The sequence below is a fragment of the Aromatoleum toluvorans genome, from assembly GCF_012910905.1.
GTDB classification, from domain to species: Bacteria; Pseudomonadota; Gammaproteobacteria; order Burkholderiales; family Rhodocyclaceae; genus Aromatoleum; species Aromatoleum toluvorans.
Genome location: NZ_WTVN01000006.1, coordinates 1 through 13,088, shown reverse-complemented (window position 1 = coordinate 13,088; position 13,088 = coordinate 1). Strand labels below are relative to the sequence as shown.

Genomic DNA, 13,088 nt, shown 5'->3' with positions numbered 1-13,088 from the left:
CGCGGCCGGTTCGCACATGCCGGGCTCAGCGCCCGGATTGCTCAGTTGAGCGGGGCGGGAACCGCATCGACGGGCAGGTCCATCGTGAAGCCGAACCATTTCTTCTGCAGCTCGGCCAGCCGGCCGCTCTTGTTCAGCCTGGCGATCCCGTCGCTGAAGAACTGCACCAGCGTGGCGCTGTCGGCGTCGTTGCGCGCGGCCCAGGCGTAGTAGGTGGCGGGTCCGAAGGCGGGCTGGACGATCTCGAACACGTCCGGCCGTTCCTTGACCAGCGGAGCGAGATTGGGGAGCGACTGCACGACGGCATCGACGCGCTTCGCGGCCAGCGCGGCATAGGCCTCGTTGTAGTCCATGAATTCCTTGACCTCCTTGAGGCTCTTGCCCTTGGGCGCGAGCACCGCCTTCTCGTAGTCACGCACCACGGCGATCTGCGGCGCCCCCGACTGGCTGCCGACGACCATGCCGGCCAGATCCTCGGCGCTGTGGATGCGCGTATCGCCTTTGCGCTTGAGCACCGTGACGCTCGCGGTCGAGATCGGCAGCGTGAAGGCGTACTTGCGCGCGCGCGCCTGGGTGATGGTCAGCGACGTGGCGACGAAGTCGAACTTGCCGCTGCTCAGGCCGGGCAGGATGCCCTGGAAAGGCACGTCCATCTGCTTCAGCTTGACCCCGGGCACATCCTTCATGATCTCGTCGAGGATGTCCTTGCCGTAGCCGACGATCTTGCCGTCCTGCAGCATCTCGAACGGCGCGTAGCGCGCTTCGGTGGCCACGACGATTTCCCCCTTCTGCCGGACAGTGGCGAGTACGTCGGCGTGGGCTGCGGCTGCGGCGGTGAACGGCAGCAGCACGCCGACGAGCAGGCGGCTGAGCACGGAACGGATGGTTTTCATGACGGGTCTCCCTTGTCGGTGTGTAGCGGAATTCGGTGCGGCGTTTGCGGGATCTAGCGTGCCGCAGGGTTGGTGCACGGCACAAACGGCCATTCCTAATTCACACCGATTAGCAGGATTAATGCCGGCACATCGCTTGCTAGATCCAGGCAGAGCTTCCTGCCGCCCGATTGCCATGATCGCCACCCGTCGCCTGCCCCCGCTGGAATCGCTGCGCTATTTCGAAGCCGCCGCCCGCCACGGCAGCTTTACCCGCGCTGCACGCGAGCTGTGCCTGACCCAGAGCGCGGTCAGCCAGAAGATCCTCGCGCTCGAAGCCCGCCTGGGCTACCGCCTGTTCGAGCGCCTGCCGCGCGGCCTGCGCATGACCGTCGAGGGCGACAGGCTGTTCTCCGGGGTGAGCGCGGCCTTCGAGCAGCTGCTGGCGACGGTCGGCGCGATCGGGGACGAGGCGCTCGAAGGCACCATCAAGGTGCGTGCCATGCCCTCATTTGCGACACGCTGGCTGATGCCGCGCCTGGCGCGCTTCGACGCCGCGCACCCGCAGATCCAGCTCGACATCGACGCCAGCATCAGCCGGACCGACTTCCGCGTCGAGGCCGTGGACGTCGCGGTGAGCTGCGAATGGAGCGATGACGCACGGCTGATGCAGCTGCCGCTGTTCGACGACGTCAGCTACCCGGTGGCGAGCCCCGCGCTGCTCGCGCGCCAGCCCCTCGGCGACTATGCGGACCTGGTCGCCCCCCGGCTGCTGCACGATTCGATGCCGCAGGCCGATTACAGCACCAGCTGGGACGGCTTTTTCGCCCGGCTGGGGCGTTCCGACATTCCGACGCGCGCGGGCGCGGCGTTTTCCCGCGCCGACATGGTGATCCAGGCCGCCTGCGCCGGCCAGGGAGTGGCGCTGGCGCGGCACTCCCTGGTTGCCGAGGAAATCGAGCGCGGCCTGCTCGTTCGTCCGTTTGCCGACGTGATGGCGGAAGGCACGGTCTATGTCGTGTGCCCCCGCCAAAACGCCGCGCGGCCGCGCGTCGCGGCCCTGATCGAATGGCTGCAGCGCGAGGCGGCCGAACATGTCGCCGCCCGTGAGGCCGTGCTCGCTGCGGGCAACGTTCGCTGACGGCAGCCCTGCGCCCGTCAGTTCTGCAGGCGCAGCGGATGACGTGCGCTGCGGTTAATAACGGGGAGAGAATGCAGGCCTCAGCGCCGCAGACTCTCCAGCGTCGCGATCAGCAGTCGAAGCCGCCGGCGCGCGTCTTCGCGGCGCTCCCCATCGGCCTCCGTGAGCTGGTGGCGCAGGCTCGCGATCTCGCGCCGCAGCAGCACTTCCTGCGGCACGAAGCCGGCGTTCTTCAGGATGCGGTTGGCCATGCGCTGCTCGGGCGACTGGAAGAGCTCGTCGTCGAACACGAGCGGCCGCCCTGCACCCGGCAGGTGCTCGAACTCGCCGCGCTTGAGGGCGTCGGCGATGCGCTGCTCGGCAAGGATGTCGAAGATCGAGGACATGGCGATCGCGCGGTGGTCGCACCGCCGCACGAGGGCGGCGCTCCCTCGGATGATAGCCGAAGCGCGCCACGCCTCACGGCAGGATGAAGCTGCTCGGCTCCTGCACGCTGCGCGCCGCTTCGTCCCCGGCCGCGATGTGGAAGGTGATCGGACGCACGCCGGAAAACGACGTGTCGCCGGGCGCGGACAGGGTCAGCGATACGGGGCGCACGCTGCCCGCCGCGACCTCGAAGCTGCGCTCCCCGACCACCTCGAGGCCGGGCACGCCGCTCGCCTCGACGACGAATTCGCGCGGCGCATCGTCGAGGTTCTTCAGCTTCAGCGTGTAGGCGTTCTCGATCCGTCCGGCAGACGTTTCACGTAGCAGCGCACCGCGGTCGCGCAGCACGTCGACCTGCAGCAGCGACCGCTGGCTCAGCACCCAAGCACCGAGCGCGGCGACCGCCAGCAGCAGCCCCCCATACACCGCGAGACGCGGCCGCCGGCCCGGCGCCGTGCCGGCGAGCTCCCGCTCCGACGCGAAGCGGATCAGGCCGGTCGGCGTGCCGACCCGTGTCATCACTGCGTCACAGGCGTCGATGCACAGCCCGCAGTTGATGCAGCCGAGCTGCAGGCCTTCGCGGATGTCGACGCCGGTGGGGCAGACCTCCACGCAGATGCCGCAATCGACGCAGTCTCCGCCGCCCCCGGCCTTGCCGCGCGCGCGCCGCGGCTCGCCACGCCGCAGGTCGTAGCTGACGGTGGCGGTGTTGCGGTCGAACATCACGCCCTGGAAGCGCGAGTACGGGCACATGTGCTGGCACATCGCCTCACGTGCGAAACCGGCCTGGACGTAGGTGAAGAGGGCGTAGAAGATCAGCCAGAAACTCTCCCACGGACCGGTGTCGCCGGCGGCAAGCGCCGGCAGCAGCTCGCGGATCGGCGTGAAGTAGCCGACGAAGGTGATCGCCGTCCACGCCGCGATCAGCAGCCACAGGCCGTGCTTGACGCCCTTGCGCAGGAGCTTGCGCGCGCTCATGGGGCTGCGGTCGAGCTCCAGGCGCGCGAGGTGATCGCCCTCGACCTTCGCCTCGACCCACGTGAAGATCGTCGTATACACCGTCTGCGGACAGGCGAAGCCGCAGAAGAGGCGCCCTGCGAGGGCCGTGACGAGAAACAGCGCAGTCGCCGCGAGGATCAGCGCCAGCGCGAGCAGCAGCGCGTCCTGCGGCCACAGCACGAGACCGAAGAAGTGGAACTTCTCGCGCCCGATGTCGAACAGGACGGCCTGGCGCAGGGCGCCGTTGCCCTCCCACGTGAGCCAGCAGCCGCCGTAGAAGACGACCTGCGTGAGCCACACCAGCGCCCAGCGCAGCGTGTTGAAGCGGCCCGCGACGGCGCGCGCGTGGATTTTCCCCTTCTTGCGGTAAAGCTCCAGCTTTGCTTCGCGCACCTTGCTGACGGATCTGCCCATTCCTGCCTTCCTCCGGATGCTGATCCCGGGGGAAAATTTCCCGGGTCGACGCCGGAGGCGAGTACATCATCATGCGATCAGCCGGAACAGTTTCAGAAACTCACATTTCCGACCGGAACAGATTTCACTCCATCCCCGATATTCGAGCCTAACTGTGCCGATCACAAACCCGATCGGCTGTGTCTGTGATCGACGACCGGATCGGGCAACAATGAATGCATTGCACAATGGGCGCACAGCCATGACAACGATCGCGATTCCCGCTCCCCCGCCGCGCCAGGACGCTGCGCCGACGGGGCGGGTCCCCGGCAACAGCGGCATCTGGGTGGGCATCACCTGCGAATTCGTCGAGTTCGCGGTGCTCTTCATCGTCTATTTCGTCTCCCGCGCACACTTTCCCGAGGCCTTCGAGCATGGTTCGGAACGCCTGTCGCGCATCGCCGGCACCGTCATCACGCTGCTGATGGTGACGAGCAGCTTCTTCATCGCCGCCTCGGTCGTGACGATGCGTGCCGGCCAGCGCCGGCGCTCGCTGTGGTGGCTGGTCGCCGGACTGGTCGTGGCGCTGGGCTACCCGGTCGCGAAGGTCCTCGAGATCCGCTGGAACCTCGCGCACGGCATCGACGGCGAAGCGGGCATCTTCTTCACCGTTTATTACTACCTGACCTTCAACCACCTGGTGCATGCGACCTGGGGCATCCTCGGCATCCTGTGGGTGCTCGCACGCCATGTCGCCGGCGCCTACACGGCCGAGGAACACAGCGGCCTCGAGGCGCTGGCGAGCTACTGGCACGCCACCGACATCATCTGGCTGGTCCTCTTCCCCTTCTTCTACGTGCTGGCGTAAACGATGAGCCCGACCGAACGGAAACCCGCCACCGCGCTGGCCCCGCTGACCGCGGCCTGGCTGATCCTGGTGGCGCTGACACTCGCGAGCCTCGGCCTCGGTCAATGGTTCCACGGCGCGGCCTGGCTGCCGGTGGTGGTCGCGGCCATCGTGTGGGCGAAGGGCATGCTGGTCGCGCAGCGCTTCATCGAGGCGGAGCTCGCGCACGCCTTCATCCGCCGCGTGCTGAAGGTCTTCGTCGCCTTTGCGCCGCTCGCGCTGGTGCTGATCGCCTTTTTCGGCCGCGAGTTCGCGCGCTGGGCGACGCTGTAGGCCGCCCACGAGGCCCCGGAATCGCGAACGCCGGCAGCATCGCCGGCGCGTTCCCGCGGCCCGCCCCTGTCCCGAAGCGCCGTTCTTGGCGACAATGGCGGCCTTCGGCACGTCCGTGCCTGACAAGGAGAACGAGCAGTGCTCGAAACCCTGACGACCGCCGCCTTCTGGGTGTCGGTGCTGCAGATCATCGCGATCGACATCCTGCTCGGCGGCGACAACGCCGTGGTGATCGCGCTCGCGTGCCGCAAGCTGCCCGAGCACCAGCGCAACAAGGGCATCGCGTGGGGCGTGGTCGGCGCGATCGCGCTGCGCATCGTGCTGATCTTCTTCGCGCTGCAGCTCCTCGCGCTGCCCTTCCTGAAGGTCGTCGGCGCGCTGCTGCTCTTGTGGATCGGCGTGAAGCTGCTGCAGCCGGAGGACGAGGACGGCCACGGCAACATCGAGGGCGCGACGCATCTGCTCGGGGCGATCAAGACCATCGTCGTCGCCGACGCGGTGATGAGCCTCGACAACGTGATCGCGGTCGCCGGCGCGGCCAAGGGCGACCTCGCGCTGGTGGTGTTCGGCATCGTCGTCAGCATCCCGATCATCGTGTGGGGCAGCAAGTTCGTGCTCAAGCTCATGGACCGCTTCCCGGTCGTCATCACGCTGGGCGCGGCGTTGCTCGGCTGGATTGCCGGTGGCATGCTGGTGGGTGACGTGGTGGTGAAGCCGTATGTCGAGCACCTGCCCGGCTGGCTGCACTACGCGACCTCGGTCGCGGGCGCGGTGCTCGTCGTCGCGCTCGGCACGTGGCTCGCGCAACGCAAGGCGGGGGCGCAGGCGCCGCTCGTCGAGCTCGCGGTCGAAGACACCGGCGACAGCCATTCCCGGCGCCACTGACCGGGCGGACAAGGAGATCGTGATGCTCAAGGTGCTCATCCCCCTCGACGGCTCGGAGAACGCCAACCGCGTGCTCGACCACCTGATGAAGCTGCGCGCGGCGAGCGGCGCGCTCGAGCTCCACCTGCTCAACGTGCAGATCCCCGTCGACGGGCACGCGCGCAGCTTCGTCAGCCGCGACAACCTCGAAACCTGGTACCGCGAGGAAGGGCTCGCCGCGCTGGCGACCGCGCGCGCGGCGCTCGACACGGCCGGCATGCCGTACAGCCATCACATCGCGGTCGGCCACATCGCCGACACCATCGTCCGCTACGCCACCGAGCACCGCTTCGACCAGATCGTCATGGGCACGCACGGCCGCGGCGCGCTGCTGCAGGCGCTGCTCGGCTCCGTCGCCAAAGGCGTGCTGGAGCGTTCGCCGGTCCCGGTGACCCTCGTGAAGCCGCTGCCGCCGGGCTGATCTGCCCGCCCCTCACCCGCTTCCTGCGGCCGCCATCGCGGTGGTCTAGAGTGGGGTAGCGGCGCCGTGACCGCACGGCGGCGGACCTAGGAGGGGACATCATGGCGGAACTCGACAAGGAAGCGGTCGTTGCGGCACTGAACCGGATCCTCGAAGCGGAACTCGCCGGGGTCGTGCGCTACACGCATTACTCCTTCCTCGTGTTCGGCTTCGGACGCATTCCGATCGTGTCGTGGCTCAACACGCAAGCCGACGAATCGCTGCAGCACGCGCGCGCGGCCGGCGAATGGATCACCACGCTGGGCGCCCACCCCTCGCTCGCGATCGGCGCGCTGCTCGACTCGCACCAGCACGACATCGGCGCGATGCTGCGCGAATCGCTCGACGCGGAGCGCGCCGCGCTGAAGCTCTATCACGAGCTGCTCGCGCTGGTCGCGGATCGCTCGGTCGCGCTCGAGGAATATGCGCGCCAGATGGTGCAGGCCGAGGAGCTGCATCTCGCCGAAGTCGACAAGATGCTGCGCAAGCCGGGCGACCTCACGGCCTTCTCGCCGACGCCGCCGGCCTAGCGCCTAGCGCCTAGCCGCCGAAGAACGCGCCGCGCGTGAGGAAGATGTAGTCGCCCTCGAGCACCATCAGGGCGACGAGCACCAGCACGCACAGCGGCGGCACCAGGATCGCATACACCAGCGCCAGCCGCTCCCAGCGCAGGTGCATGAACACGGCCACGATCAGGCTCGCCTTCATCAGCATGAAGACGACGATCAGGCTCCAGCGCAGCAGGCCCTGGAGGTGGAAGTAGTCGACCAGGTAGGACATCGTGCTCAGCACGAAGAGCAGGGCCCACACCTTCAGGTAGACGCCGATCGGATGCTGCTGTCCGGACGCATGGTCCATGGCCGTGCCCTCCCCTACCACAGGTAGAACAGCGCGAAGATGAACACCCACACGAGGTCGACGAAGTGCCAGTACAGGCCCGCGATCTCGACGATGGTGTAGTCGCCGCGCGCCTCGTAGCGTCCGCCGAGCACGCGCGCGGCGATGGTCAGGAGGTAGATCACGCCGACGCTCACGTGCAGGCCGTGGAAGCCGGTGATCATGAAGAAGCTCGCGCCGAACTGCGCGGCCCCCATCGGGTTGCTCCACGGGCGCACGCCCTCGGCGATCAGCTTGCTCCATTCGAAGGCCTGCATGCCGACGAAGCTCGCGCCGAGCAGCGCGGTCGCCAGCATCAGCGCCGCGCAGCGCACCCGGTCGCGGCGGTAGGCGCAGTTCACCGCCATCGCCATCGTGCCGCTGCTGGTGATGAGGATGAAGGTCATGATCGCGATCAGGATCAGCGGCACGCTCGCGCCGCCGATGGTGAGCGCGAAGACCTCGGACGGGTTCGGCCAGGCGGCGGTGGTCGCGATGCGCACCGTCATGTAGCCGGTGAGGAAGCAGCCGAAGATGAAGGTGTCGGAGATCAGGAAGATCCACATCATCGCCTTGCCCCACGGCACCGCGAAGGCCAGGCGGTCGCCGGACCAGTCGGCGACGAGGCCGCGCCAGCCGCTCGCGGCGGTGCCGGCAGCGGGGGGTGCGATCGTGGTCATGGTGCACCTCCTCCCTCAGCGGATGCCGCAGATGTCGGCCAGCGCGGCAAGCGTCGCGGGCGGGCTGGCGAGCAGCGCGAAGAGCACGAGCCACACGGCGAACAGGAAATGCCAGTACAGCGCACAACGCGCCACCCCGGCGTGCACGCGCACGCACGACCGCTCGCGCCACGCCCGCGCGACGCTGCGCCCCAGCGCGACCAGGCCGCCGGCGAGATGCAGGCCGTGCACGCCGGTGAGCAGGTAGAAGAAGCTCGCTGCCGGATGACTCGCGACGAAATGGCCCGTGGCGATGAAGAGCCACCACACCCACCCCTGCCCGGCGAGGAAGGCGAGCGCGGCGGCGCCCGCCAGCACCAGCCCGAAGCGCGTCGCCGCAAGCCGGCCGCGCCGCGCCGCGCCGCTCGCCGCCTGCAAGGCCAGGCTGCTCGCCGCAAGCAGCGCCGTGTTCGTCCACAGCGGCCCCAGCCCCGCGAGCGGGCTCGTCGGCGTGCCCGCGAGCGGCTGCCAGTCCGGCAGGCGCGCGCGCACCAGCAGCGCGATCGCGAACAGGCCGAACAGCACGCCGATCACGCCCAGCAGCACGCGCAGCCCCACCGTCGCGGCCGGCAGGCGCGGCGCCGCCACGGGCGGCAGCGGCTGCGGCAGCCACGGTTTCGTCGCGAGGGCGGCGAGGATGCCCGAGCGCGCGCTCATGCGTGGCCCTCCCCTGCGTGCCGATCGGCGGGCGGCGCGTCGTCGCCCGCGGGCGCCGCCGACTGCGGCACGTTCTGCGGGATGAAGTCGCGCGCGGCGCCGGGCACGCTGTAGTCGTAGGCCCAGCGATGCACCTCGGGCAGCGTCTCGCCCCAGTTGCCGTGCCGCGGCGGCGTGTCCGGCGTCTGCCACTCAAGCGTCGTCGCGCCCCACGGGTTCGGCCCCGCCGGCCGGCCGTGGCGCAGGCTCCACGCGAGGTTGAACAGGAACACGAGCTGCGTGACGCCGACCACCAGCGCCGCGACGGTGATGAAGGCGTTGAGGTCCTGCGCCGACGCGGGGATGAATTCGTAGCCCTCGTACGCGTAATAGCGCCGCGGCATGCCGAGGAAGCCGAGGTAGTGCATCGGCATGTAGATCGCGTAGGTGCCGAGGAAGGTCACCCAGAAGTGCAGCTTGCCGAGGCGCTCGTCGAGCAGGCGCCCGGTCAGCTTCGGGTACCAGTGATAGATGCCGCCGAAGATCGCGAGGACCGGCGACACGCCCATCACCATGTGGAAGTGGGCGACGACGAAATAGGTGTCCGACAGCGGGATGTCGACGCTGACGTTGCCGAGGAAGAGCCCCGTCAGCCCGCCGATCGCGAAGGTGCTGATGAAGCCGATCGCGAACAGCATCGGCACGCGCAGGTGGATGTCGCCACGCCACAGCGTCAGCACCCAGTTGTACACCTTGATCGCGGTCGGCACCGCGATGACCAGCGTGGTCGTCGCGAAGAAGTAGCCGAAGTACGGATTCATGCCCGAGACGTACATGTGGTGCGCCCACACGACGAACGAGAGCCCGCCGATCGCGACGATCGCCCACACCATCATGCGGTAGCCGAAGATGTTCTTCCTCGCATGGGTGCTGATCAGGTCCGAGATGATGCCGAAGGCGGGCAGCGCGACGATGTACACCTCGGGGTGGCCGAAGAACCAGAACAGATGCTGGAACAGCACCGGGCTGCCGCCGGCGTGCTTGAGCGGCTGCCCCATCGACACGATCGCCGGCATGAAGAAGCTGGTGCCGAGCAGCTTGTCGAACAGCATCATCACGCCGCTCACGAACAGCGCGGGAAACGCGAACAGCGCGAGGATGGACGCGACGAAGATGCCCCACACCGTGAGCGGCAGGCGCAGCAGCGTCATGCCGCGGGTGCGCGCCTGCAGCACGGTGGTGACGTAGTTGAGGCCGCCCATCGTCGCCGCGACGATGAAGATCAGCAGCGACACCAGCATCAGCACGATGCCCCATTCGGTGCCGGGCGTACCGGGGAGGATCGCCTGCGGCGGGTACAGCGTCCAGCCCGCGCCGGTCGGCCCGCCGGGCACGAAGAAGCCGGCCATCAGCACCAGCACCGCGAGCAGGTACATCCAGAACGACAGCATGTTGAGGTAGGGGAAGACCATGTCGCGCGCGCCGACCATCAGCGGGATCAGGTAGTTGCCGAAGCCGCCGAGGAAGAGCGCGGTGAGCAGGTAGATCACCATGATCATCCCGTGCATCGTCACGAACTGGTAATAGCGCGCCGGATCGATGAAGGGAAAGGCGCCGGGAAAGCCCAGCTGCAGGCGCATCAGGTTCGACAGCACGAGTGCGACCAGCCCGACGGCGATCGCGGTGAGGCTGTACTGGATCGCGATGACCTTGTGGTCCTGGCTCCACACGTATTTCGTCCAGAAGCTGCGCGGTTCGCCGTGCGCATCGTGCTCGCTCATCGCCCCTCCCCTCCCGCCGCGACGAAGGTCGGCTGGGCGGCAAGCCAGGTGCGGAACGCGGCCTCGTCCTCGACGACGACAAGGCCGCGCATGTTGTAGTGCGCGAGCCCGCACAGCTCGGCGCACAGGACCTCGAAGCGGCCGGCGCGCGTCGGCGTGAACCAGAAGCGCGACACCAGGCCCGGCACCAGGTCCATCTTGGCGCGGAACTGCGGCACGAAGAAATCGTGCAGCACGTCGCGCGAGCGCAGCAGCAACAGCACCGGGCGGCCGAGCGGCAGGTGCAGCTCGGGGCTGTCGACGAGCACGTCGTCACGCCCGGCGGGATCGTCCGGATTCACGCCGAAGGGATTGTCCAGGGCGACGAAACGCGTGTCGGTGCGCCCCAGGCGGCCATCGGCACCGGGAAAGCGGAAGCGCCACTGCCACTGCTGGCCCAGCACCTCGACCCCGGTCGCGTCGGCCGGCGGGCCGATCATCTCCGAATACACGTACAGGCCCGGCGCGAGCATCGCGACGATGCCGACCGTCGTCAGCAGCGTCAGCCGCCCTTCGAGGCGCCGATTCTCCGGCTCGAAGGCAGCACGATGCCCCTCGCGATGGCGGAAGCGCAGGATCGCCACCGCGACGAACAGGTTCACCGCCACGAACACCGCGCCGGTGATCACCAGCGTGATCAGGATCGTGTCGTCGAGCTGCTCCCAGTTCGACGCCAGCGGCGTGAACCACCACGGGCTGGCAAAGTGGAACACCACCGACGCGACGACGATCACCACCAGCGCGATTACCATTGCCATGGACCGTCCTCCGGTCGCTGCCCGCCCGCGGGCGTTGTCTTTGTCTTATGGAAACGCCGGAATGGTCGGTTCCGTGCCCTCGATGTCGGCCTCGGGATGATGCTGCCGGATCATGTCCTCGAACTCCTCGACGCGGTCCTTCGGCACATCGACCATCATCAGCAGCATGCCCTGCCCGATCGCGGCCTCGAAGCGCGCGAGATGCGAGTTGGGCATGCCGACCCCGATCATCGCCGACACCCAGGCGCCGAAGCCCGCCCCGCCGAGGGCGCCGAACAGGATGGCCCCCCCCGCCGCGACCATGCCGGCCGGCGGAAACACCAGCGCTGCCAGCCCGGCGAGCACGCCCACCGTGCCGCCGACGGCCAGCCCGCGTTCGATCGCCGGCACGAGGTCGGTGCGCTGCGCGACGCCGGCCTCGGGGAGCTCCTCGAGCGGCGTCTCGGCGCGCGCCAGCACATGGATGTGTTCGTAGGGGATATGGGCGAGCAGCAGCTCATCGACGATCCTGCGCACGATTCCGACATCGGGTAGCAGGAAATACAGCCTCCTCAAGCCTCTCATGACGACCTCCTTGCCCGGGTCGCCTGCGACGCGCCACGCCGCGGCCGCCATCGAATCCGCACCGCCCCCGCCGCACCGGCCTCCATGTGGCTATGACCATCGCGTCCGGCGCGAGTTTTCGGCGCCGCCGACAACGGCAGCGCGCGAGCGGGACCGTTTCAGCCACCGCGTCCGGCGTACGGCGGCAGCGAACTCAGGCGCGCATCCTCGATCGGCCCGCCGACGGTGAAGTGGTACAGGCTCTGCCACGCATCGCCCGTGAGGCCCAGCAGTTCGTGCATCGCGTCGTCGAAGAAGCAACCGATGCCGGTGCCGCGCAGGCCCGCCGCTTCCGCTTCGAGATAGAGCACCTGGCCGATCAGGCCGCACTCGCGATAGAGCTGCGCATAGCGCCACGGCTCGCGCGCGACGAGCCCCGTGTGCGCCAGCATGCCGAGCGCGAAGCACGAATCGGCGGCGATCTCCTGGTGGCAGCTCACCAGCTGCGCCGCCGCACGCAGGTCGTAGGGAATCAGCAGGTAGAGCGGCACGTGCGCGGGGCCGGTCTTGTGCCACAGCCAGTCTGCGCGCAGCGCGGCGCGCAGCTCGGCGAGGGCCGCGGGGTCGCGCACGAGCACGTACAGCCCCGGCTCCAGCCCGTCCACGCGATGCACGAAGAATGCCGGATGCACCTGCGGCGGCCACGGCCACGCCGACCACGGTGGAACGTGCGCACGCGGCAGCAGCGCATCGAGCAGCGCGAAGAACGCGGCGCGGCCCATCGTCGTGACGCCGTCGAAGGCCACCGCGCTGCGGCGCCGGCGCGCGAGCGTCGCGAAGGGCGGATCGTTTGCAGCGGCCGCGGGCAGGGGCAGGGCCGGGCGTGCCGCTGCCGGCGCGGCCGCGGTGCGCGGCTTGCGTGCCGCCGCATCGACGACGCCGATGTCGGGCCAGTCGACATGCCCGGCGCTCAGGCGGTTGGCCCGCCCGTGCCACGAAGCGGCCGCCGCCAGCGCGACGAGTTCATCGACATCGACTTCCCCCTGCGCGCCCCCGATCCACATCAGCACCTCGGGCGCCTCGCGCTCGGCGGTGCCGAAATCACCCTTGCGGTCGAGTCCGGCCAGGCGGGCGATGGCGTCGTCGCCGACGCGGTCGAGCACGCGCGCAGACCAGCCGAGCGCCGCAGCGGCAAGCGACAGCGCGGCCACCGCATGGCCACAGTCGTGCTGGCAGTAGCGCCACGCGCGCATGCCGTACTTCCACGCCTCGCGCCAGTGGATCGAGCTCAGCGCGACCAGCACCGCCTCCCCGCCGAGGGCTACCTGATCGCGCCGTCCC

Annotated in this window: 16 protein-coding genes; 6 read left to right on the top strand and 10 right to left on the bottom strand. The window is 69.0% G+C overall.

Annotation, left to right across the window (positions count from 1 at the left end; genetic code table 11):
• Window positions 1-41: 41 nt before the first annotated feature.
• Window positions 42-893 (bottom strand): transporter substrate-binding domain-containing protein, encoded by an 852-nt coding sequence (locus GPA22_RS05665; protein ID WP_169255130.1) that lies wholly within the window; start codon window positions 891-893, stop codon window positions 42-44.
• A 175-nt stretch (window positions 894-1,068) separates the two neighbouring features.
• Between GPA22_RS05665 and GPA22_RS05660 the strand changes: the two genes are divergently transcribed.
• Window positions 1,069-2,013, top strand: coding sequence for a LysR substrate-binding domain-containing protein (locus GPA22_RS05660; RefSeq protein ID WP_169255129.1), 945 nt, complete (start codon window positions 1,069-1,071; stop codon window positions 2,011-2,013).
• Window positions 2,014-2,093: 80 nt separating this feature from the next.
• On the opposite strand, the gene GPA22_RS05655 is transcribed toward GPA22_RS05660, so the two are convergent.
• Together GPA22_RS05655 and ccoG are read right to left on the bottom strand one after the other, a co-directional pair.
• Complete coding sequence (locus tag GPA22_RS05655) at window positions 2,094-2,399, bottom strand: DnaJ family domain-containing protein (RefSeq protein ID WP_169255128.1); 306 nt, start codon at window positions 2,397-2,399, stop codon at window positions 2,094-2,096.
• 73 nt (window positions 2,400-2,472) lie between these two features.
• On the bottom strand, window positions 2,473-3,852 hold the full coding sequence (gene ccoG / locus GPA22_RS05650; protein ID WP_169255127.1) for a cytochrome c oxidase accessory protein CcoG: 1,380 nt from the start codon (window positions 3,850-3,852) through the stop codon (window positions 2,473-2,475).
• Window positions 3,853-4,093: 241 nt separating this feature from the next.
• Between ccoG and GPA22_RS05645 the strand changes: the two genes are divergently transcribed.
• The 5 genes from GPA22_RS05645 to GPA22_RS05625 all read left to right on the top strand — a co-directional run bounded on the left by GPA22_RS05645 (window position 4,094) and on the right by GPA22_RS05625 (window position 6,925).
• Window positions 4,094-4,699: a cytochrome c oxidase subunit 3 family protein gene (locus GPA22_RS05645; RefSeq protein WP_169255126.1), complete on the top strand. Its 606-nt coding sequence runs from the start codon at window positions 4,094-4,096 to the stop codon at window positions 4,697-4,699.
• A gap of 3 nt (window positions 4,700-4,702) precedes the next feature.
• The gene (locus GPA22_RS05640) at window positions 4,703-5,011 is read left to right on the top strand and encodes a hypothetical protein (protein WP_169255125.1); all 309 of its coding nucleotides are present in this window, start codon (window positions 4,703-4,705) and stop codon (window positions 5,009-5,011) included.
• A 138-nt stretch (window positions 5,012-5,149) separates the two neighbouring features.
• Window positions 5,150-5,896: a YjbE family putative metal transport protein gene (locus tag GPA22_RS05635; RefSeq protein ID WP_169255124.1), complete on the top strand. Its 747-nt coding sequence runs from the start codon at window positions 5,150-5,152 to the stop codon at window positions 5,894-5,896.
• A 22-nt stretch (window positions 5,897-5,918) separates the two neighbouring features.
• Entirely contained in the window at window positions 5,919-6,356 is a 438-nt protein-coding gene (locus GPA22_RS05630; RefSeq protein WP_169255123.1) for a universal stress protein, read from the top strand.
• 101 nt (window positions 6,357-6,457) lie between these two features.
• The gene (locus GPA22_RS05625) at window positions 6,458-6,925 is read left to right on the top strand and encodes a ferritin-like domain-containing protein (RefSeq protein ID WP_169255122.1); all 468 of its coding nucleotides are present in this window, start codon (window positions 6,458-6,460) and stop codon (window positions 6,923-6,925) included.
• A gap of 10 nt (window positions 6,926-6,935) precedes the next feature.
• Here the strand turns inward: GPA22_RS05625 and GPA22_RS05620 are convergent, their stop codons facing one another.
• From GPA22_RS05620 to GPA22_RS05590, 7 genes are all read right to left on the bottom strand, one after another.
• Window positions 6,936-7,253, bottom strand: a complete 318-nt coding sequence (locus GPA22_RS05620; RefSeq protein WP_169255121.1) for a cytochrome C oxidase subunit IV family protein — start codon at window positions 7,251-7,253, stop codon at window positions 6,936-6,938.
• Window positions 7,254-7,267: 14 nt separating this feature from the next.
• Window positions 7,268-7,951 carry a heme-copper oxidase subunit III family protein gene (locus GPA22_RS05615; RefSeq protein WP_169255120.1) on the bottom strand — a complete coding sequence of 228 codons (684 nt, stop codon included), beginning with the start codon at window positions 7,949-7,951 and terminating at the stop codon, window positions 7,268-7,270.
• A 15-nt stretch (window positions 7,952-7,966) separates the two neighbouring features.
• Window positions 7,967-8,647, bottom strand: coding sequence for a cytochrome c oxidase subunit 3 (locus tag GPA22_RS05610; RefSeq protein WP_169255119.1), 681 nt, complete (start codon window positions 8,645-8,647; stop codon window positions 7,967-7,969).
• Window positions 8,644-10,407: a cytochrome c oxidase subunit I gene (ctaD, locus tag GPA22_RS05605; RefSeq protein ID WP_169255118.1), complete on the bottom strand. Its 1,764-nt coding sequence runs from the start codon at window positions 10,405-10,407 to the stop codon at window positions 8,644-8,646. Before ctaD ends, GPA22_RS05610 begins: the two co-directional genes overlap by 4 nt.
• Window positions 10,404-11,204, bottom strand: a complete 801-nt coding sequence (locus GPA22_RS05600; RefSeq protein ID WP_169255117.1) for a cytochrome c oxidase subunit II — start codon at window positions 11,202-11,204, stop codon at window positions 10,404-10,406. The genes ctaD and GPA22_RS05600 overlap by 4 nt, the downstream gene beginning before the upstream one ends.
• A gap of 45 nt (window positions 11,205-11,249) precedes the next feature.
• Window positions 11,250-11,768 carry a DUF1269 domain-containing protein gene (locus GPA22_RS05595; protein WP_211168954.1) on the bottom strand — a complete coding sequence of 173 codons (519 nt, stop codon included), beginning with the start codon at window positions 11,766-11,768 and terminating at the stop codon, window positions 11,250-11,252.
• A gap of 158 nt (window positions 11,769-11,926) precedes the next feature.
• A partial coding sequence (locus GPA22_RS05590) for a nitroreductase family protein (protein ID WP_169255116.1) occupies window positions 11,927-13,088 on the bottom strand: 1,162 nt, incomplete at its 5' end.

What these genes read in the sequence shown, in the direction of transcription:
- GPA22_RS05665 (WP_169255130.1), bottom strand. Translation starts at nt 893, where the DNA reads ATGAAAACCATCCGTTCCGTGCTCAGCCGCCTGCTCGTCGGCGTGCTG.
- GPA22_RS05660 (WP_169255129.1), top strand. Translation starts at nt 1,069, where the DNA reads ATGATCGCCACCCGTCGCCTGCCCCCGCTGGAATCGCTGCGCTATTTC.
- GPA22_RS05655 (WP_169255128.1), bottom strand. Translation starts at nt 2,399, where the DNA reads ATGTCCTCGATCTTCGACATCCTTGCCGAGCAGCGCATCGCCGACGCC.
- ccoG (WP_169255127.1), bottom strand. Translation starts at nt 3,852, where the DNA reads ATGGGCAGATCCGTCAGCAAGGTGCGCGAAGCAAAGCTGGAGCTTTAC.
- GPA22_RS05645 (WP_169255126.1), top strand. Translation starts at nt 4,094, where the DNA reads ATGACAACGATCGCGATTCCCGCTCCCCCGCCGCGCCAGGACGCTGCG.
- GPA22_RS05640 (WP_169255125.1), top strand. Translation starts at nt 4,703, where the DNA reads ATGAGCCCGACCGAACGGAAACCCGCCACCGCGCTGGCCCCGCTGACC.
- GPA22_RS05630 (WP_169255123.1), top strand. Translation starts at nt 5,919, where the DNA reads ATGCTCAAGGTGCTCATCCCCCTCGACGGCTCGGAGAACGCCAACCGC.
- GPA22_RS05625 (WP_169255122.1), top strand. Translation starts at nt 6,458, where the DNA reads ATGGCGGAACTCGACAAGGAAGCGGTCGTTGCGGCACTGAACCGGATC.
- GPA22_RS05620 (WP_169255121.1), bottom strand. Translation starts at nt 7,253, where the DNA reads ATGGACCATGCGTCCGGACAGCAGCATCCGATCGGCGTCTACCTGAAG.
- GPA22_RS05615 (WP_169255120.1), bottom strand. Translation starts at nt 7,951, where the DNA reads ATGACCACGATCGCACCCCCCGCTGCCGGCACCGCCGCGAGCGGCTGG.
- GPA22_RS05610 (WP_169255119.1), bottom strand. Translation starts at nt 8,647, where the DNA reads ATGAGCGCGCGCTCGGGCATCCTCGCCGCCCTCGCGACGAAACCGTGG.
- ctaD (WP_169255118.1), bottom strand. Translation starts at nt 10,407, where the DNA reads ATGAGCGAGCACGATGCGCACGGCGAACCGCGCAGCTTCTGGACGAAA.
- GPA22_RS05600 (WP_169255117.1), bottom strand. Translation starts at nt 11,204, where the DNA reads ATGGCAATGGTAATCGCGCTGGTGGTGATCGTCGTCGCGTCGGTGGTG.
- GPA22_RS05595 (WP_211168954.1), bottom strand. Translation starts at nt 11,768, where the DNA reads ATGAGAGGCTTGAGGAGGCTGTATTTCCTGCTACCCGATGTCGGAATC.